Below are 17,712 nucleotides of genomic sequence, written 5' to 3'. Positions count from 1 at the left end.
CCGACCGTCCTGGCGGCCGCGCAGCGGACGCCCTTGACCACGTAGAGAAACTCCTCATCCGGCGCTATGACCTGCGGGTCTGTGGTGGCCACCACCGCCGGGTGGGAACTCGTTCGAGGGCGCGGGAGGTGGTGCGCGATGGCCTGCGCAACGCCCCGCGCGATCCGGCCCGGTACGTCTGACCTGCCCGAGTTTCATGAACCGGGACTCCTCTGAGCGCCAGCGCGACGGCGACGCGCGCCAGCTCGGCGCCGGGCGTGAGCGGTGCGGGCGGCCCGGTGGTGTGCGCGGTGGTCATGGGCCCCACGCTGGCGCGCGGCCTGGCCGTGCCGGTAGAGGAACCGCGTTCTGTGGATAACCGCTGCTCACGGGGCCCTGATGTCTGCCAATGCACATTGTCGTCACTCAGGGCCGCGCCCCCTCCGGGCGCCTCTGACCTCCGCAAAGGCCAATTTTCAGGAGTCAGCAGGGAAGGGGCGCCGGGCGTGCGCGCCGGTGTGCGCCGAAAACGCCAGAAACCCCGCCGGTGCTGTCACGCTGGCGTCATGGCGCACGTGATGGTCGAGCTGATCGGCGGGCCCTGGGACGGGCACCGCCAGGCCCTCATGACGACGGAAGACCTACAGCGGCCCCGCGGCGAGCTGGGGACGTGGATGCTGCTGGGCGACCACCCCTGGCCGGCCGACGTTCCGGACGGATGCACACCCCGCGCCGTATACGAGCCGGACCCCGCCCCGGCCCCGGCGAACCGCTGGCTGTACCGCGGACTGACCTACACCTGACCCGGCCGCCCGGCCCGCACGCCCGGGCACCGCCAGGCCCTCGCGCGTGCGCGCGTTTTGGCGTGCGACCGGTCACAGTTGTCACTCAGCGGGCCCCGACCTGACGAGCAGGACAAAACGTCACCAGTCGAGTAGTGACGCTTTCCTGTCCTGCCGCCTGCTGTCCCGTCTTTGCGTCACGCCCCACCGTGTAACGCGAAAGGGCGCCCGCGCCCGGTCTTTCACCAGTCGCTGTCGTAGGAGTCGAGTCCGACGAAGGTGTCGCGCATGCGGCCCGCCGAGCGTCCGGCGAGCTGGTCATCGATCCAGTCCAGGCCACCGCGGTCCAGGACGCGTTTGGCGCGGGTGACGGCGACGTAGGCGAGCATCGCCTCGCCCTTGGGGACCTTGCCGGGGCGGCCGGTTTCGTCGGCTTTGGGCTGGCGGAAGTCGCGGCCGATCTTCACGGTGTCCCACTCGGCGCCCTTGGCCTTGTGGGCGGTGGAGATGATGACGTCGGCGTACCGGTCGGACGACAGCCGGTCGGGGCTGACCCCGGGGCGGCATCACCACCGGCACGACACGGCACCGGCCCGGGACCTGGGTGAGGTCCCGGGCCGGTGCCGTGCCAGGGCGGTCAGCGGGTCCAGCCGCGCGGCGTGAGCTTCGGCCCGTCCTGGCCGAGGGCGGCCCGCCGCAACGCCGCCACGGCGTCGGGCGAGGCGGGCGCGTCCCCGGCGGCGCGGCGGCCGGGGCGCCGGTCGGCGGGCAGCGCGTCCGGCCAGCGTTCACGCGCGCTCTGCCGGGTGATCCCGACCGCCTCGCCGAGCTCGGCGTAGGACGTGGCGCCGGTCTGTCCGGCCTGCCAGGCCGCCAGGTCGATGACCGACCGCGCGGCGGCGCCGATCGCGTCGGCGGCGCGCATCATCGCCAGCAGCCCGGCGGCCCGCACCTCCGGCGGCCCGTCGTACGGACGCGCGGGACCAGGCGGGTCGGCCATCACGCGGTCCGCCCACGCCTGGGCCAGCATCCGGACCTCATCCTCGAGCGCCTCGCGCTCGGGCCGGTCCAACTCTCTCCACTTCATGAATGACAGGCTAGCCTGTCAAATCCTTGATCGGGGGATGTGGCCACATCACGCCACCCCGCCCGCGGTCGCCGGAGGGCCCTGGCTGGTCAGGTCGCGGTCAGGGTCTGGTCAGGGGTTTTTCGACTTTCTCGACGCGCGTCTACGCGCGCGCGTAGACACGGCGCGAAAGGCGCAAAACTCGCACCTCGCACGAGTGCGACGCCTCGCAACTGTCGCACTCGGCGCCCACCAGCGTGACGGCAGGTCAGGGGGTTTTCTGCATTTTCTGGACACACCCAACGCGCACGCGCGTGAGCGCCCCGCGGCACACACCCCTCCGGCACATCCGCCGGCCACGGGTGCTTCCCGAGCAGCATCCACGTCCCCAGCTCACCCCGCGGACGGTCCAGGTCCGCCGTCGTCATCAGCGCCTGGCGGTGGCCGTCCCACGGGCCGCCCACCAGCTCCACCACCACGTCCGCCATGCACGCCAGCCTGACACCACGGACAGGGGGTTTCTGGCATTTTTGGCACACACTCACGCGCGCGTTTTGGCGGTGAGACCGGGCGTAGCTCTGGCCTCCGGCAGTCGCGGGTTCGGTCCGGCCGGAAGACACGGGCGCCAAGCAAGCAAGCAAGCTTGCAAGCTTGCTTGCTTGGCGGGTCGCTACGCTGCCGCCGGTACGACTCCACTACCGACGCTGAGCAGGAGGCGAGCGTGGCAGCGCCACCGCACTGGGCCATCGCCACCCACAAGGGCGGGACAGGCAAGTCGAAGCTGATCGAACTCATCGCGGCGGCGGCCGCCGAGAAGGGCGACAACGTCTTGGTCGTCGATATGGACGCCCAGGCGAACGTGACCCGCCGGCTGCGGGCACAACTCCCCGAAGACCCTCGTGAGCGCAAGGGCGCCTCGCTGGCGGCAATCTTGCAGCGCCCCTCCAAGGGGGAGGTGGAGCGCATCCTGGTCAAGTCGGGGTGGGGCGGGATCTACACCGAGCGGATCACCATCGCCCCGGCGCATCTGGACCTGGAGCTGCTGGCGCTGACGGCCAGCCAGGCCGCCAGCTCGCGGCGCCTGCTGACCGCGCTGGCGGGCGTGGTGGACGACTTCGACCTGGTGGTCATCGACACGCCCCCCAACCTGCTGTCGCACCTGATCGACAACGCCTGGACCGCGGCGGACCTGCTGTGGGTGCCGGTGGAGCCGGAGTACGACGCCGTGGAAGCCGCCAAGCGGGTGCAGCAGCGGGTGCAAGAGGACCGGGACGTGCTCAACCCCGATCTGCAGGTCGGCGGGTTCGTCATCAACCGGTTCCGCTCCAGCCTGAACCTGCACAACAAGCGCGCCGAGGAGGTCGGCACCATCATCGGCCCGGACGCGGTGTGCCCGGTGCGCTTCCCCGAGCTGGTCGTGCTCAAGAACGGCAGCGAGTACGCCCAGCCGATGTCCGAGCTCGGCAGCGAGGGCCGGGCCATGGCCGCGTTGGGCGCCGACGCCTACGCCTGGATGAGGAAGCGCAGCGACATGCTGATGGGAGGGGCGGCCTGATGCCCAAGTACGACGACGTCGCCGACGATGAGCAGCTGCTGTCCAGCGACCGCCGCACCGCCCAGGCGCCGGCGGCCGAGGAGCCGTGGGTGGCCATCACCACCACCGTGCCCTCCAGCGTTCGCCGCCAGCTGTCGGTGGCCTGCGCCGTCCACAACGTCAAGCTCAAGGACGCCGTGACCGAGGCGCTCCGGGCGTGGCTGGCCGAACACCCGCCTCGGATGGGCTGACCTGGTCACACAGCAAGTAAGGAAGCAAGCATGCTTGCAAGCTTCCTCGGACGCGGGTGGCGCGGCCGGCCGAGAGCCGAGCCGAGCGCGGCGACGGCCACACCCGCCCCGAGACGCGCTCAGCGCCTCACAGAGCGCCGGACGCGCCCCCTGCCCGCCTGTACCGCCTGTACCCCTCGCCGCGCCGTCCTCGGCGCTCTCAGGCCCGTAGACGCGGCCGGTACGTCACGTGCGCGGGTGACGTACCGGCCGTGACGTACCGGCCGCGGTCTGGTCTCGGGTGCGGTCACGTGGCCGGGGGGCACTCGCACACGCCGTGCTGGCCGCCCAGGCCGCACTCGGGGCATCCGTCGTCGTCGGCCGGGCCGTCGCCGTCGTCGGCCAGGTACTCGCGGTGCCTCCACCCGGAGCACCGGCCGGTGTAGCACGCGCACCCGGGGCACTCGGGGCAGAGGCGGGCCGTCCCGCACGCAGGGCAGACGGTGGGGGCGGGCCCGATGATGGCGTCCTCGGCGTCGGCGTAGGTCTCGCCCGTGGCCGTCATGCGCGCGTGGATCGCCAGCTCTACCTCCCGGGCCCGGGTGTAGCTGATCTCGTGCAGCTCGGCGCGGGCGCGTGCCGCGCGGGTCAGGGCCCGGCTGTCCCTCGGCATGGCTCTCTCCCTCCGGCGGGACGCCCCACGCCCGCCCCGCCGACACGCAGAGACGCATGCATGCCAGGCGTGAGCGCTGAGTCTGGGACGTCTTCTCCTCTGGCGCCCGCGACGGCGTGGGCGGCGCGGGCTCGGATCGGCTGGCGCTACAGCCGGTACGCCGGACGGCAGCGCAGGGCACCGGCGGTGCGCGGGCGTTCGCCGGAGTCCTATAAGGACTCCGGCGAGGTCACCGCGCGATTCGCTCAACCGTCGGCGGACACCTTTACGACGTAAGGGGACCGGGCTTCTTCGCCGGACTCGGCGTCACCGGGGGCTGATCAGGCGCGCTTGAGCGCTTCCTTGCGGCGCCGGAACTCCTCTAGCCCGGAGACCACGCCACCAAGCGCGGCGGCCGCTTCGGCATCTTGGCCGGCGGGCTTAGTAACGGGGTCGGCGTGCGGGTTGCAGTTCGGGCACCGGCCAGGGCGTCCCTCGGAGTCGTACACCCACCGGTAGTGGGGAGATTCGCACCTGCCGCACCACGGCGGCATCGGCACGGAGGTCTTCTGGGCGACCTTGAGCGGCACCGTGGCAGCCCACCATCCCGGCTGTGCGGTGCGGGACATCACCACTGCCACCGCAGATCGTGCTTGTCCGGGGCCCAGATCGTGCGAGAGCACGTATTGGATCGCGTCCGGGGCTGCACCCTGCCGCAGGGCCTCTGCGACCCTCTGCGCCAGTGTGGCGCGCTCCGTCGGGGTGGGTGACCGATGCCCCTCCCAAGTCGCCGCAGCAGCATCTACTAGCTCCAGGGCATCCGCCCCTCCCTCATTCTGGGAAGGATCTTCCTCCTCCTGCTCGTTCTGGGCGGGCACCCCAGACGCTCCAGTCACCTCAGCGTCTCTGTGCGCGCTAGGAGGAGGAGTCTCTTTCTTTCTCTCCTTCTTCTTAGAGACGCCTGGAGAACCGACGGCTGGAGAACCGACGGCTGGAAACCCGTCGTCGGTGCGACCTGCGGAAACGTCGTGTTCGGTGCTGGTGGCACCGACGACTGAAAACCCGTCGTCGGTGCCGGACAGCAGGTCCCACATGGGCGCGTCCGTCACCTCGACGTCGGTCCGCCAGCGCCCACGCTGGTCCTGGCTCTTGGTGACCACCAGGTACCCGGCGCGCTTCAGTTCCCGCGCGGCGGCGCGCATCGCGTCGCGCCCCTCCACACGCCCGCCGACCTCTGCGGCCTGACGCTGGGCGCGCTTCACCAGCTCATCGATCGTGGTCTCCCAGCCCGGCGGGTAGCTCAGCAGCTCCAAGAGCAACCCGCGCGCCCGCCAGGACAATCGGTAGTCGCGGGCCACCACGTTCGGGATCTGGGTCCACTCGACACTGGGGCGCGCACGTCGAATCTTCACCGCGCACCCCCCACCGGGTGACGGGTGCTGTTGGCGCGACTAGGTACTCTCGTCATCGAGACGTCCTTTCTTTCTGGCACGAGGAAGGATCTTCAGGGCCGGGAGCTGCACACTCCCGGCCCCTTGCTTGTCAGGGACGGTAGTCCGTGGATGCGGCCGCGCTGGGGACGCCGCGCGCTCGATTAGGACCGCCCGCCACGTGTTGCAGCGCGTAGCTCGTGGTAGTTCGCGGCGAACAGGGACCACCAATCGTTTGGGTCGCCAGCGGTGATGGCCTGGGCGAGCCGTTTGCCGGAGTCAGTGCGCAGTGCCGCGAGTGAGGTGTCTTGCCATGGTTGAGTCGGGTGTCCCTGCGCCTGGTATTCCTTCGCTTGAAGGAGCGTTTCGATCTTGTCGGCGTCTCGGGCCACGCGGGCTTCCAGCGTCTCGGCGGCCTCGTACTCGGCGACGAGATCTTGGATGACTCTCGCGACTTCGTCGGGCATGCCTGCGGTCTGGTGAGCGGTGACAGCCTCCGGAGTAGCAGTGCGCACGTAGGCACGTCCCACGCTGGGGACGTCACCGATGCGCGTCTCGTGGCTGTCGTGCAGTAGACACAGGGCTGCCGTGTGTCCGACGTCGGCACCCTCTAGGGCTGCGAGCACGATGCCTACGAGTCCGACACGGGCGGTGTGCTCGGCGACACTCTCCGGGGTGGCGATGCGCAAGAGCAACCAGCCCGCCCGGGGGAGCTGCTTCAGGTGGCCCATTTCGTGCAAGAACGCTGCCGCACCGGCCAGGGGGTGCGTGGTGCCCGTCGGGGTGGGCAGTCGAGCTTGATCCCGCACGTACACCCCGGAGCCCACACGACTGTCCAGCCATCCCTCGTCCTTCAGAGTCCGGATGGCGTGCTGCACGGTCATCCGGGCGACCCCGAACTGCTTGGCCAGCTCATGCGAACTGGGCAGCTGCGCCCCAGGGGCGAGCTCGCCGGTGATGATCGCGGCGCGAATGCTCGCCGAGATCTGGACGTGTGCGGGCCGCTTGTCGGCCGGATCGAGTGCTTCCATGCCCCTCACCCTATCTGCCTAGGCAGGTCTATTGACTGGCCTGCCTAGGCAGATTTAACATCGCGCTAGCTCGATATCCAAGCGATCTAGTCAGATTGTCGGATTGTCGGGTGGAGAGCACGCGGCCCCGACGCCATCCCAAACGCCGCCGGGGCCGCGTACCAGACCTGTCCGTTGTGAGAGGAGCCGGTCCGGTGAGATCCATCATCGCGCCCGCACGGTCCGAGGGGTACGCGATGCCCCCGGATGTGCGGCCGCTGTCGTGGGCGCTGTCGCGCATGACGCCGGGTCTGTGGGCGGCGCTGCTGCCGGGGGAGACCCTGGCGGAGGCCCGTGCCCGGCGGGAGGCCGCGGCCGACATTCTGGACGACCTGTTCGCCGAGTACGACGCGGCGGGCGAGGTCGCCGAGGGGGTGTCGGCATGACGACGATCCCCGAGGGCGTCGCCCAGGACGGCGCGCAGGAGTCGGCGGTCGAGTTGGCGCGTGAGGCGCTGGCGGCCGCGAAGGAGGCGTCCACCTACGTGTCCCTTCACGGCGAGGGCCACGACCCGGAGAAGCCGCTGACGGCGATCCGGGACGCGCAGGTCGCGTCCGGGCAGGCCACGCTGGCGGTCGCCGCAGAGATCGCGACGACGCGCGGTGAGATCCGCCAGGTCGCCGAGGCGGTGCGGGAGCTGACGGCGACGCTGTCGTCGGTGCTGGGCGAGCTGGGCGCGCGGGTCACCGACGCCGAGCGCATCCTCTCCGAGGACCTCGGCGAGCTGCGCAGTGAGCTGACCACCGAGGCCAGCGAGCTGTGCACGGAGGTGGCCGAGGCCCGCGCGGCGGGTGTCGCCGAGCTGCGTGCCATCTCCGAGGCCCTGACCGTCCTGGTGGACCGGCCCCGCTGGTGGCAGTGGCGCCGCCGGGGGGAGGGTGACCGATGAGCTGGGATGTCAGGTCCGAGCGGATCACCGCTCGCGCGGCCGCCGACGTGGACAAGGCCGAGGCCGAGAGGAAGCGGGCCGAGGCAGAGGCGATCCGGGCGGAAACCCAGAGCAAGCTGGCCGACAAGGAAGCCGAGCGCCAGCGCCAGGACCGCCAGGAGCGGCGGCAGGCCGCTCGTGAGCGCCGTCAGGAGTTCGCCCAGGCCGTCCGGCGGCACGGTGACCTGGCGTTGCCGACGGTGGCGGTGGGTTCCCCGGCGTTGATCGCCTGGCGCGGGCAGCTGGAGTTCGCGCTGGAGAAGATGAAGCTGGGGCTGATGTCCCCGTTGCTGCCGGTGGCGATCGAGGGCAGCGTGCTCTACAGCGCGTTCCTGACGCACCGGGCGGTGGCCGAGGGGCTGCCGGCGGGCCGGTACCGGGCGCTGACCTGGACGCTGGCCGGTGTGGCGGCCGGGATGAACTTCTGGCACGGCTCCACCGGCAAGGACGGCAGCGCTGAGATCGGTGTGGCGCTCGGGCTGACCAGCCTGCTGAGCATCGTGCTGCTGGAGCTGACGACCGCGCTGCGCAAGCACAAGGAGCGCAAGGCGCGCAGCGGGCGGGGCGCGGCGGAGATCCGGCGGGCGCTGATCCGCCGGGTGCGGTACCCGCGGCTGAGCATGCAGGCGGCGGCGCTGGCGGCCGCGCGGGACATCACCGCCGAGGAGGCGTGGCGGGCGGCGTGGGTGGACCGGTACGGCGTCGGTCCCGAGTCCACGCGCCGGGAGCGGCGTACCGCCCGGGTGATCCTGGCGCGTGAGCAGCGGGCCGCGCGCAAGGCCGCCAAGGCCGGCGGGCTGACCATCGCCGAGGGGTCGGTGCGCCCGGCGTCCGAGCCGACCGCCCCCGACCGGAGGACGGCCCCGGACCAGGAGGCGGTGCTGGCGCTGTTCGGGCTGGACCTGTCGGATGAGGCGCTGGCGCAGTGGCTCGATGAGCCCCCGGCCGGGGGCTCATCGAGCCACCGGCCGGCCCCGGGCGGCGGCGGCCCCGAGGGCGGTTCTCGGGCCGCCGGTGAGCTGGCTCAAATCTCAGATGACCAGCGCGAACGCGGTCTGGCCGAGGAGGACCGGCTCAAGGCGGCCGGTGCGCGCCGGTCCCGGGGGCAGCGGTCCCGCGCCCGTGTGGCCGAGTACATGGCCGAGCACCCGGACGCGACCATCGGCCAGATCGCCAAGGCGCTGCGGATGAGCCCCGCGACCGTCAAGCGGCACCGCCAGGCCCTGCGAGGTGAGCGGTGATGGCCGCCGTCCGGCACCGGCCCCGCATCGAGCGCGGAGCCGACGACTACGGCGCCACCTACCGGATGCGCTGCACCTGCGGCCAGGTCGGCGAGGCGCACGCGTCCCGCCGCATCGCCCAGTACGACCTGGACTCCCACATCTCGACCCTGCCGCGTGTGCCCGTGTTCCGGCAGTGCCGCGACCGGCGCGCGCACGACCGGCGGCCCTGGGAGCCGTGCGCGACGTGCGCGGGCCAGCTGCCGCTGTGGGACGACCTGGCCGGCGGGCTGCGGGAGGCGGGCTGACGGCCGGTCCGAGCGCACCCCGCCCCCCCGGGGTGCGCTTCATCGGCCGCCAGACGCGGCGGTGACCTGCAAGCACACCAGTGAAGGAGATCTGATGACGACGGCCCCGCAGTGGTCTGGGGAGATGCTGGACCGGCCGGAGATGGTGCAGGCGTTCAGCGCCCAGCTCCGCCAGGTGCTGGCCTCCCACGCCGACTACGTCGCGCGGATCCGGCGTGATGCCGAGGCGATGTGGGATGAGAACCCGCCGGAGGGCTACTCGACGTTCGAGGCCTGGTGGCGCGCCAAGTGGGTGAAGGGCCCGCTGGCCGACATCCAGGAGCACCTGGAGAAGGCCGCCGCGCTGACGTTCCGCCTGGAGGCCCGCTACCGCAAGGGCCGCCACGAGATCCCCGCCCGCCGCCTGGCCGCCAAGCAGGCCAAGGAGCTGCCGCAGGGCCAGCAGGCGCCGGTGCTGGGGTCGGGGCAGTTCGGCCGCCGCACGCAGCCCGGCCCGGCGTCCGGCGCGGCGGCCGGGCAGGACGGCGCCGCTGACGGCTTCCTGGACATGATCCGCAAGGACCACTCGGCATGAGCGCCAAGGTCAGCGCCAAGAGCAGGCGGCGCCAGAACCCCGAACTGCGGCGGCGGCGGAACATGGCCGCGTTCTGGCAGGAGCGCTACAACAAGGCGGCCGACTCCGCCGAGCTGGCCGCCATCGCGTTCGACCGGGCGCGGGCCGCCGCGCTCCGCGCCGAAAGCGACGGCCGGCCGGTGATGTACGAGCTGGCGCAGATGCTCAGCGAGTGGGCCGAGCGGATCGAGCGCGCCGAGACCGGCGGTCACGCATCGTGAACATCTTCATGTTCATGTGGCGGGCGCCTGCGGCCCCCGAGGGCGCCCAAGGCGCGCGCGCGACGCGCGCGCGCGAGGATGCCCGATCCGGTCACTGACAGTCAACCCCAGATGGGGAGGGAAACCGTGAGCACCAACGACGACGGCGGCACCGAGGGGCGGGTCGTGCCCTTCCCCCGAGTCGTGCTGCCTCCACCGCCGGAGAGCGACCCGCCGGAGAGGGCGCCGGAGGAATCCGCCGATGACGGCGAGCGCGACGGGGAGCGTGGCGGGGAGACGACGGGCCCGGCCGGTGCCGTGCCGCAGCTGCCCGCCGCCCCGGACATGGCGCCGCCGCTGCACCTGACGATGCCCGCCTTCGTCGCCCCCCAAGGGGAGGACGACACCGACGGCGCCTACACCGGCCCCCACCCCGAGGACCCCGACAACCCCAGCGCGCGCGACACGCTGGCCACCGGCATGGCGCTGGCGACCGCGCTGGGCGTCGCCGCCGCACAGGGGATGTGGCACCGCGCCCGGCACCGCCAGGCCCTGGCAGACGAGGCCCGCGCCCGCGCGGACAAGCAGGCCGCCAAGAACGCCGGCGGCTCGTCCCAGACCACCAAAACGACCAAGACCACCGGGACCAGCGGCGGCGGCTCCAAGAGTGGCGGCTCGCTGGGCGGAGGCGGCAAGAGCAGCGGCGGCGGACGCAGCGGCGGCGGCTCCAAGGGCGCCGGGTCCACCGGTGCCAAGAGCGGCACGGGCGGCACGAAGGGCGCCGGCGGGTCGCTGCTGGGGGGCGGCAGCAGTAAGAGCGGCACGGGCGGCACCGGCAGCAAGACCACCGGCAGCAAGGGCGCCACCGGGGCCGGTTCCAAGGGGGGCGCCGCGTCCAAGGGCACCAGTGGCTCGAAGGGGGCCGCCGGTGCCAAGGGCGCCGACGGCAAGAGTGGCGGCTCCAAGACCGGGGGCGGCTCGAAGACGGGGGGCGACTCCAAGGGCAGCGGCTCCAAGGGCGCCAGCTCCAAGGACGGGGCGAAGGGCAGCAGCTCCAAGAGCGGCAGCACGGGCAGCGACGGCGCCGCGTCCAAGGGCACCGGCTCGCAGCACCACGGCGGGAAGTGGGCCGCGTGGAAGGCCGCGCGGTCCGCGTGGAAGGCCGCCAGAGCCCAGGACGGCGACGCGAAGGACGGCGACGCGAAGGACGGCGGCAAGAGCACCGGCGAGAAGGGACGCGGCGGAGACAAGGCCGCGTCGAAAGGCCACGGCAAGGCCACCCCGCCCAAGGCGGACGGGACCAAGGCGGACGGGACCAAGGCGGGCAGGGCTTGGGAGCGGCAGGAACGGCGCCAGCCGCCCCCGCCTCCGCCGCGGGGGTGGGAAGAGATGCGGCCGCCGCCGGGGGCGGAGCCGCCGCGGGTGTGGGCCGAGCCCGCGCCTGAGGAGTACTGGACCGTCCCGCCTCAGCCGGACCGGCCCGAGCCCGAGCGCCCGGCCGTGGCGGCGCCGCGCCCGGAGCTGCCGCCCGCACCGCAGGCAGCACCGCAGGCCACGACGAAGCCCACGACGAAGCCCACGACGAAGGCAGGAGAGACCACCACCGTGAGCACGCCGATGCCCAAGCCGTCCACCCAGTACCGGGACGCCGACCTGACGATCTTTGACGTCATCGAAGCGGACGCCGACATGGCCACGCAGATCGGCGAGGGCGTCGCCGAGGCCCTGGCCACGGCCGAGGGCTGCGACCGGCTGATGACCAAGCTGGAGGCGCTGCACGCCAAGGTGGTGGACCTCAAAGTGCCGGGCGCGCTGGAGGGCCTGGTGCTGCTGCTGATGGACAAGACCGGCACCGTCAAAGCGCGGGCCGAGGCGATCGCCGAGCAGCTCCCGGCGGCCTCGGAGGCGATCGCCACGGCGGGCAGCAACGCCGAGTCCCGGCACCGGCCGCTGGCCGACGCCGTGCGCGACGCCGGCCACATCCGCCCCGCCGAACGCGAATACCACACCGATTAGCCGGACCCCGGCAGCAGAAACCACCACTTGCAGGAGGACGTCATGGCAGATCTGGAACACACCCCCCAGTCCGGCGAGTCCGGCGGCGAGCCGGGCGGGGCACTGGTGGCGGCGGGCGGTGTGATCGCCGACGCGGTCACCTACGTCGCTGTGGTGACCGAGCTGGCGGTCGCCGGGTTCCGGCTGGCGGGGCTGTCGGAGTCGGTCCGGTCCACCTACCGCTACGTCGAGCGGTGCGCCCGCGGCGTTGACCGCCTGGCGGACCAGATGGCGGGCCTGGCGGTGGACGCCGACACCGTCGCCGAGCACCACGAGGCCGCCGCGGTCATGCGGTCGGTGCTGGAGGCCGCCGAAGCGATGGCCAGCTCGCTGGAGGACCTGTCGACCCTGTTCGGCCACACCGCCAACGAGCACGTCACCGACTACGGGACGGTCGCCGACGCCGCCCAGTCGATGAGCGTGCCGATGGCCGAGGCCGAGTTCTACAGCAACCGCTGATCTGAGAGGAGATGAGTGTGATGGCCGCCTCCGGCCCTGTGCCCGGCGCCCAGTCCGGCGCCCGGCAGACGACGTCGGCGACTGTGACCGTGCAGGTGTCCCCTCAGGTGGCGGGTGCCTGGGGGCAGATGCGCCGCCGTGTGGACGTGGTGCGCAGCTGCACCGGGCGAGTGGCGACGGTGGCCGGGGCGGTGGCCGCCGGCGCCGTGGTGGCCGCGCCCGGCGCCCTGCCCGTCGCGTTGCTCGGCACGGCGGTCGTCACCGCCGCCGGGGCGGGCATCCTGCGCCTGCAGATGCCGCACTCGGGCCACCAGAAGGCCACCGCGACCGTGCTGTACGCGGTGCCGGGCGTGACCCTGTCGGCGCTGCTGATCGGCGAGCGGATCGCCGCTGAGGCCGTTTGGTGGGGCGGCACGCGGCCCTTGCAGATCCTGGCGGTCGCGGTGTGGGCGGCGGGCACGTGGCTGCTGCGGCCGGCGAGGGTGGCCCGCCGCATGGCCACCGCGCCGCCCCCACCGGCCCCCGAGGTCGTCCCGGCCGCGCACATCGATGCGCACCCGGCCGCGCGGTGGTGGGCCGAGCGTGCCGCTCGCGAGGGCGGCCCCGCCGCCGGCACCGTCCTGGAGGGCATCGAGCGGACCGGCGAGCGCGGGATGACCGCGATCATCCGCGCCACCACGGACGGCGAGCCGGTCCCCGAGATCTCCATCCGCCGCCTGTCCGCCTTGATGGACATCCCGGAAGACGAGATCAGCATCAAGCCCGTCCCTGGGCGGGGGGCGGGCGTGCGGCGGCTGACGATCGGCACCGCCGACCCGGCGGCGGCCGACCCCACCACCGTGTGGGCCGAGCGCATCGCGCCCTTGGCGATGCCCGACGCCGTGCTGACCGACATCCGGGTCGGCACCCCCCGCACCGACACCGACACCGCTGACGCCGGTGTCTCGATGATCAAGGAGAGTGACGCGTGACGACGATGCTCGCCCCGTCCGGCCAGGCATCCGGCCAGGTGGTGGAACTGATGCTGGAGGTCCCGCCGGGCAAGGTCATCCAGTACGACATGGCGCGGCTGTGCAGTGCGCTCGGCGTGGACGACCCGACGCGCGTCGCCGTCGAAACCGACGGACTGCGCCGCGCGATCGTCACCATCTACCCGGCCAACCCGCTCGCCGAAATCCGCGGGGTCACCCGCACGGACCTGGTGATGGACCGGCACGGCCGCATCACCGTCGGCCGCTACCACAACGGCCGCCCCGTCCGCCGCCGCCTGTTCGACCCGCGCACCGGAAGCGCACAAAGGTTCCTGCTGTTCGGCACCACGGGCTCCGGCAAGTCCCGGACGGTCCACCTGGAGCTGATCGCCGAGAAGATCAACGGCGTTGTGTCCTGGGTGGCCGACCTCAAGCACGGCCAGAGCGTCCCCGAGGCGCGCGGCGCCGTGGACTGGTTCGGCACCACCGCAGAAGAGACGATCCTGATGCTGGAGGGGGCCGTCGGGGTCGCCAAGGAGCGGATGATCCGCTACGCCCGGCTGGGCCGCACCGCGTTCCTGCCCTGGCACCCCGACCCGCTCCTGCACGTCACCGTGGACGAAGCGAACCGGCTGCTGGAGAAGGGCGCCCCCTACCGGGACCGCGCGACCTACCTGATCCGCGAGCTGGGCCGCACCGGCCGAAGCGTCGGCGTCGGCATCCGCCTGGCCGCCCAAGCCAGCCACCTGGAAGAACTCGGCGGCAGCGACACGCTGAGGGCGATGTTGAAGGAGGGCGAGGTCACGCTGCTGCGCTGGAGCTCGTCCATGATGCGGCAGCTCGTGGCCGACGGGCTGCTGCCCGCCGGGGCACAGCTCATGCCGATCCCCAAGACGTTGCAGCAGGCAACGCTGGTCAGCCAGTTCGACGAAGCCGACGACGACGATGAGGAGGCGGGCGGCACGCAGGGCATGGCCTACGTCCTGTCCAGCCAGCACCCCACCTCGCTGATGCGGCACTACCGCGTCGGCGCCATCGAGCCGACGCCCGGCCTGGACCCCGAGATCCTCGCGCTGTACGGGGACGACGAACCCGCCCGTCTCGAAGCGGCGTCGTGGGAAGCAGCTGGCCGTGCCTACGAATACCGCCACGACCCCCACGCCATGGCCACGCTGTGCGCCCAGCTCGCCAGCGAACACACATCCGACCCGGTCGCGCCCACGCAGTTCGTGCGGGACGAGGCCCCCGCCCCGGCGCCCACCAAGGGGCGCCTGCTGGACGACCGCATCATCGACGTCCTGCGGAACGCTCAGGCGCCCATGACCGCTGACGACATCCTCGCCGGCGTCCTGGCCGACGGCGGCAAGCAGGTCAGCCTCGGCAGCGTCCGCAACACCCTGGGGGGCCTAGTCGACAGCGGCGACGTCGTCCGCGCCGGACACGGCCTGTACGCCACCCCCACCTCCTGACGGCGCGTCCGGGCGCCCCTACCTCACCCGGCGGGGCGCCTCACGGGCCGCCAGGACCCCCGGCGACAGGAAGGAGACCAGCCCCGCACAGACGACCGGCCCACCAGGGCCCGGGCCCGCCAACAAGGGCGGACCCCGCGCGTGCTCCGAACACGCGCAGGGCCCTTGATCCACCACCTGACAGCCCAGGAGGCAGACCCGTGAACATCATCGCGCACCCCGCGATCAGCGGTGCCCACCAGTGCGGCGGATGCAGCACGTGCGGCGGCGGCGGCCAGCTGCCCGGCGGCCGCACCTGCTCGGCCTGCAACGGCTCCGGCCGCTGCTCCCACGGGGGTGGCCGGTGACCCCCGAGACCGACCCGACCCGGATCGACTGGCCCTCGCGCCAGGCCGCCGCGGCGATCCCGTTCGAGGTGATCGACGGCCGTCCGGTCAACCCGGTGGAGCGCACCGGCCGCCGCGGCCGCGGCGAACTGTGGCACTGGGGTGAGGCGCTGGCCGCCGACGCCCTGGTGACGGCTCTCGACCGCACCGGCCGCCGCTGGATCGTCATGGTCGAACGCCGCGACGGGCACGGCTGGGCGATCCCCGGAGGCCATGTGGACCCCGGCGAGACCGCTCTGGCCGCCGCCATCCGCGAGCTGGCCGAAGAGACCGGCCTGTCCCTGCCCGACGCGGACTGGACCGTCACCGAGCCGAGGTACGTCCCGGACCCGCGCGCCACCGATGAAGCGTGGATGGTCACCGTGCTCTGCACGGTCGACCTGGGCGTTCTCAAAGGCGAGGAGTTCCCTCAGGTCGCCGGTGGCGATGACGCCGCCCGCGCCGCCTGGGTGCACGCCGACACCTACGAGGCGCTGGCCGACCACCTGGCCGACGCCTATGGCGGCCGCGTGTTCACCGCCCACGTCGCCATGCTCCAGCAGCACCTGGCCGACGGCGACCCCGGCCCGCAGGTGTGGACCGCCGACCCCGCCCCCGGCGGCTGGGTGTGCGGCGTGCCTGCCCCCGGCACCGAGCTGGGCGTGTGCGGCTACCCGGTGGAGTCCGAGCCCTGCCCGCACCACAGCGCCGGGGAGGCGTCGTGATCGACGTGCGCATGCCCACCTCGGACGGGGCGCGGCTGGTGGAGGCCCTGCTGGTGGCCGCTGATCACCCACCTGACCAGACCAGGAGGAGATCCATGGAGATCATCTCGCGTATCGCCCGCCAGGTCATCCTGGGCGCCGGCGCCTGCCACTACTGCGGCGGCAGCGGCCGCATCGGCGCCTCCAACAAGCGGTGCCGCATCTGCGGCGGCAGCGGCAGCTGCCCCGGCGGGCGGCGGTGACCGGCTCGCCCGCCCGCTGACCCCCGCCCGCTGCCCCTCGCACCGCGCCTGGCCGCCGCGGGTTGTCACTGGCGGCGGCCAGGCCCCCACCTCAGAGAACCTCAGAACCTCAGAACCTCAGAGCCAGATTGGAATGCGATGATCAGCCGCGACATCGACCTGCTGGCGGAGCTGCGTCGGGCCGAGGCCTCGCTGCCTGACAGCGAGGTGCCACTGATCCAGCGGGCCCGGGAGCGCAGTCGGGAGGCCGTCGACATCGTCACCGCCGCTGTGGCGGTTGACCCCACGCTGTCCGACGCCGACCGCTGCTGCCGCGACATCGACCTGCTGGCGGAGCTGCTGTGTCACCTCAGGGTGCTGGCCCGGCAGGCCGAGCAGCACCGTCTGGCCGCCGACGAGCTGGAGGCCGAGCTGGAGGCATTGTCGGCGCGCGTGGTCGAGCTCGCCCGGCGGATCGCCGCCGCGGCCCTGCCGGACTGGGACGCCCCCGCGCGCATCCGGGAGCGGTCCGAGCGGCTGCTGCCCTCGCGCGAGACCCTGGAGGAGATCGCCGACCGGCTCCGCCGGGCGGTCCAGCCCGCACTGCTGTCCCACCCCGCCCCTGAGGCGGTGCGGCTCGCCGCGCTCGCCGATCAGATCGCCCCTCGCCAGGCCTGAGTCCCTGCGCGTCCTCAGCGGGCCCTCAGACACACATCTGAGGGCCCGCTGCTGTGCCTGGGCGCGTGCGCGTGGCGCTCCGTGCCGGGGCGGTCGGACGCCCGTACGGGCCTGCATCCGGGACCACAGCCGCGGGCGTCCGGCCGTCCCGGGGCGCGGGGGTCCAGGGGGCGGCGGAGCCCCCTGGTTCACGACGCTTAACCGACTCTCCGTCGCTCTCCGGATGACCTCTCCGCGCCTCTCCGGCGGCCGCGAGTGGCACCCACTCCTACATCTTGCTACCGGCGATCCTGCGGCGTGGGCGCTCAACCGCCGTCCCCAGCGGAGCGACCCCCGCCGACCGCGGGGGGCCGGCCGAGCCCTCGGCCGGGCGATCAGACGTCTGATCGCATATCTTGCTCCCCACGAGACAGGCGGCCACCGGCCCCACCGCCCCCAGCCACGCGCCCCGAGCTTCACCGGCTGTACCGGGCCTACCCGGGGGCCTACCGGGGGGCCTACGCGAGTAGGGGGCCAGCGGCGAACGCAGCGACTTCCCGATCGTCTACGTCTACGTCTATGGCCTGGTCACGCCCCGAATGTGCAGGCGCGCGCGGGAGCCGTAGACGTAGACATCGCTGCGTGTGGCCTTCACAAGACGTAAGGCGCACACGGTCGGCGGCCGCCGGAACCGGCCCGAAGAGGCCGCACGCCCGGCGGCCGCCGACCGTCCTGGCGGCCGCGCAGCGGACGCCCTTGACCACGTAGAGAAACTCCT

The 17,712-nt window shown here is 72.9% G+C and carries 22 protein-coding genes; 17 read left to right on the top strand and 5 right to left on the bottom strand.

Features of this window, described 5'->3' with window-relative positions; translation table 11 throughout:
* Window positions 1-545: 545 nt before the first annotated feature.
* On the top strand, window positions 546-782 hold the full coding sequence (locus ABD879_RS27785) for a hypothetical protein (RefSeq protein WP_345024608.1): 237 nt from the start codon (window positions 546-548) through the stop codon (window positions 780-782).
* A gap of 221 nt (window positions 783-1,003) precedes the next feature.
* Here ABD879_RS27785 and ABD879_RS27780 read toward each other — a convergent pair whose 3' ends face one another.
* Both ABD879_RS27780 and ABD879_RS27775 read right to left on the bottom strand, forming a co-directional pair.
* A complete protein-coding gene (locus ABD879_RS27780; protein WP_345024609.1) occupies window positions 1,004-1,300 on the bottom strand; it encodes a 3'-5' exonuclease in 297 nt (98 codons plus the stop codon).
* 98 nt (window positions 1,301-1,398) lie between these two features.
* Window positions 1,399-1,848 (bottom strand): hypothetical protein, encoded by a 450-nt coding sequence (locus tag ABD879_RS27775; protein ID WP_345024607.1) that lies wholly within the window; start codon window positions 1,846-1,848, stop codon window positions 1,399-1,401.
* Window positions 1,849-2,548: 700 nt separating this feature from the next.
* On the opposite strand from ABD879_RS27775, the gene ABD879_RS27770 reads away from it, so the two are divergent.
* Both ABD879_RS27770 and ABD879_RS27765 read left to right on the top strand, forming a co-directional pair.
* Window positions 2,549-3,382 carry a ParA family protein gene (locus ABD879_RS27770; RefSeq protein WP_345024606.1) on the top strand — a complete coding sequence of 278 codons (834 nt, stop codon included), beginning with the start codon at window positions 2,549-2,551 and terminating at the stop codon, window positions 3,380-3,382.
* Window positions 3,382-3,612, top strand: a complete 231-nt coding sequence (locus ABD879_RS27765) for a hypothetical protein (protein ID WP_345024605.1) — start codon at window positions 3,382-3,384, stop codon at window positions 3,610-3,612. Before ABD879_RS27770 ends, ABD879_RS27765 begins: the two co-directional genes overlap by 1 nt.
* A gap of 286 nt (window positions 3,613-3,898) precedes the next feature.
* Here ABD879_RS27765 and ABD879_RS27760 read toward each other — a convergent pair whose 3' ends face one another.
* The 3 genes from ABD879_RS27760 to ABD879_RS27750 all read right to left on the bottom strand — a co-directional run bounded on the left by ABD879_RS27760 (window position 3,899) and on the right by ABD879_RS27750 (window position 6,704).
* Window positions 3,899-4,264 carry a hypothetical protein gene (locus ABD879_RS27760; RefSeq protein ID WP_345024603.1) on the bottom strand — a complete coding sequence of 122 codons (366 nt, stop codon included), beginning with the start codon at window positions 4,262-4,264 and terminating at the stop codon, window positions 3,899-3,901.
* Between the two features lie 320 nt (window positions 4,265-4,584).
* Entirely contained in the window at window positions 4,585-5,655 is a 1,071-nt protein-coding gene (locus ABD879_RS27755) for a hypothetical protein (protein WP_345024602.1), read from the bottom strand.
* 182 nt (window positions 5,656-5,837) lie between these two features.
* Window positions 5,838-6,704, bottom strand: coding sequence for an HD domain-containing protein (locus ABD879_RS27750; RefSeq protein WP_345024600.1), 867 nt, complete (start codon window positions 6,702-6,704; stop codon window positions 5,838-5,840).
* Window positions 6,705-6,898: 194 nt separating this feature from the next.
* Between ABD879_RS27750 and ABD879_RS27745 the strand changes: the two genes are divergently transcribed.
* From ABD879_RS27745 to ABD879_RS27680, 14 genes are all read left to right on the top strand, one after another.
* Window positions 6,899-7,129, top strand: coding sequence for a hypothetical protein (locus ABD879_RS27745; protein WP_345024599.1), 231 nt, complete (start codon window positions 6,899-6,901; stop codon window positions 7,127-7,129).
* Window positions 7,126-7,632: a hypothetical protein gene (locus ABD879_RS27740; protein WP_345024598.1), complete on the top strand. Its 507-nt coding sequence runs from the start codon at window positions 7,126-7,128 to the stop codon at window positions 7,630-7,632. Before ABD879_RS27745 ends, ABD879_RS27740 begins: the two co-directional genes overlap by 4 nt.
* Window positions 7,629-8,912: a DUF2637 domain-containing protein gene (locus tag ABD879_RS27735; protein WP_345024597.1), complete on the top strand. Its 1,284-nt coding sequence runs from the start codon at window positions 7,629-7,631 to the stop codon at window positions 8,910-8,912. Before ABD879_RS27740 ends, ABD879_RS27735 begins: the two co-directional genes overlap by 4 nt.
* Window positions 8,912-9,199, top strand: a complete 288-nt coding sequence (locus tag ABD879_RS27730) for a hypothetical protein (RefSeq protein ID WP_345024595.1) — start codon at window positions 8,912-8,914, stop codon at window positions 9,197-9,199. Before ABD879_RS27735 ends, ABD879_RS27730 begins: the two co-directional genes overlap by 1 nt.
* Before the next feature lie 94 nt (window positions 9,200-9,293).
* Window positions 9,294-9,773 (top strand): hypothetical protein, encoded by a 480-nt coding sequence (locus tag ABD879_RS27725; RefSeq protein WP_345024594.1) that lies wholly within the window; start codon window positions 9,294-9,296, stop codon window positions 9,771-9,773.
* A complete protein-coding gene (locus tag ABD879_RS27720) occupies window positions 9,770-10,033 on the top strand; it encodes a hypothetical protein (RefSeq protein ID WP_345024593.1) in 264 nt (87 codons plus the stop codon). The genes ABD879_RS27725 and ABD879_RS27720 overlap by 4 nt, the downstream gene beginning before the upstream one ends.
* A gap of 126 nt (window positions 10,034-10,159) precedes the next feature.
* Window positions 10,160-12,028, top strand: a complete 1,869-nt coding sequence (locus ABD879_RS27715) for a hypothetical protein (RefSeq protein WP_345024592.1) — start codon at window positions 10,160-10,162, stop codon at window positions 12,026-12,028.
* A 42-nt stretch (window positions 12,029-12,070) separates the two neighbouring features.
* On the top strand, window positions 12,071-12,526 hold the full coding sequence (locus tag ABD879_RS27710; RefSeq protein WP_345024591.1) for a hypothetical protein: 456 nt from the start codon (window positions 12,071-12,073) through the stop codon (window positions 12,524-12,526).
* A 20-nt stretch (window positions 12,527-12,546) separates the two neighbouring features.
* Window positions 12,547-13,497 (top strand): hypothetical protein, encoded by a 951-nt coding sequence (locus tag ABD879_RS27705; protein ID WP_345024590.1) that lies wholly within the window; start codon window positions 12,547-12,549, stop codon window positions 13,495-13,497.
* On the top strand, window positions 13,494-14,966 hold the full coding sequence (locus ABD879_RS27700) for a hypothetical protein (protein WP_345024589.1): 1,473 nt from the start codon (window positions 13,494-13,496) through the stop codon (window positions 14,964-14,966). Before ABD879_RS27705 ends, ABD879_RS27700 begins: the two co-directional genes overlap by 4 nt.
* A gap of 200 nt (window positions 14,967-15,166) precedes the next feature.
* Window positions 15,167-15,313, top strand: a complete 147-nt coding sequence (locus ABD879_RS27695; RefSeq protein WP_345024588.1) for a hypothetical protein — start codon at window positions 15,167-15,169, stop codon at window positions 15,311-15,313.
* Window positions 15,310-16,056 (top strand): NUDIX domain-containing protein, encoded by a 747-nt coding sequence (locus ABD879_RS27690; RefSeq protein WP_345024587.1) that lies wholly within the window; start codon window positions 15,310-15,312, stop codon window positions 16,054-16,056. The genes ABD879_RS27695 and ABD879_RS27690 overlap by 4 nt, the downstream gene beginning before the upstream one ends.
* Window positions 16,053-16,298 (top strand): hypothetical protein, encoded by a 246-nt coding sequence (locus ABD879_RS27685; protein ID WP_345024586.1) that lies wholly within the window; start codon window positions 16,053-16,055, stop codon window positions 16,296-16,298. Before ABD879_RS27690 ends, ABD879_RS27685 begins: the two co-directional genes overlap by 4 nt.
* 138 nt (window positions 16,299-16,436) lie before the next feature.
* A complete protein-coding gene (locus tag ABD879_RS27680) occupies window positions 16,437-16,955 on the top strand; it encodes a hypothetical protein (protein ID WP_345024585.1) in 519 nt (172 codons plus the stop codon).
* Window positions 16,956-17,712: the final 757 nt, after the last annotated feature.

The sequence above is a fragment of the Actinomadura keratinilytica genome, assembly GCF_039539665.1.
In the GTDB taxonomy this organism is placed as follows: domain Bacteria; phylum Actinomycetota; class Actinomycetes; order Streptosporangiales; family Streptosporangiaceae; genus Spirillospora; species Spirillospora keratinilytica.
This window is presented reverse-complemented; position numbering and strand designations above follow the sequence as displayed.

Bases quoted from the DNA above. Each gene is read 5' to 3' on its own strand.
- ABD879_RS27740 (WP_345024598.1), top strand. From the start codon at position 7,126: ATGACGACGATCCCCGAGGGCGTCGCCCAGGACGGCGCGCAGGAGTCG.
- ABD879_RS27720 (WP_345024593.1), top strand. From the start codon at position 9,770: ATGAGCGCCAAGGTCAGCGCCAAGAGCAGGCGGCGCCAGAACCCCGAA.
- ABD879_RS27730 (WP_345024595.1), top strand. From the start codon at position 8,912: ATGGCCGCCGTCCGGCACCGGCCCCGCATCGAGCGCGGAGCCGACGAC.
- ABD879_RS27725 (WP_345024594.1), top strand. From the start codon at position 9,294: ATGACGACGGCCCCGCAGTGGTCTGGGGAGATGCTGGACCGGCCGGAG.
- ABD879_RS27765 (WP_345024605.1), top strand. From the start codon at position 3,382: ATGCCCAAGTACGACGACGTCGCCGACGATGAGCAGCTGCTGTCCAGC.
- ABD879_RS27760 (WP_345024603.1), bottom strand. From the start codon at position 4,264: ATGCCGAGGGACAGCCGGGCCCTGACCCGCGCGGCACGCGCCCGCGCC.
- ABD879_RS27680 (WP_345024585.1), top strand. From the start codon at position 16,437: ATGATCAGCCGCGACATCGACCTGCTGGCGGAGCTGCGTCGGGCCGAG.
- ABD879_RS27785 (WP_345024608.1), top strand. From the start codon at position 546: ATGGCGCACGTGATGGTCGAGCTGATCGGCGGGCCCTGGGACGGGCAC.
- ABD879_RS27705 (WP_345024590.1), top strand. From the start codon at position 12,547: ATGGCCGCCTCCGGCCCTGTGCCCGGCGCCCAGTCCGGCGCCCGGCAG.
- ABD879_RS27710 (WP_345024591.1), top strand. From the start codon at position 12,071: ATGGCAGATCTGGAACACACCCCCCAGTCCGGCGAGTCCGGCGGCGAG.
- ABD879_RS27750 (WP_345024600.1), bottom strand. From the start codon at position 6,704: ATGGAAGCACTCGATCCGGCCGACAAGCGGCCCGCACACGTCCAGATC.
- ABD879_RS27735 (WP_345024597.1), top strand. From the start codon at position 7,629: ATGAGCTGGGATGTCAGGTCCGAGCGGATCACCGCTCGCGCGGCCGCC.
- ABD879_RS27775 (WP_345024607.1), bottom strand. From the start codon at position 1,848: ATGAAGTGGAGAGAGTTGGACCGGCCCGAGCGCGAGGCGCTCGAGGAT.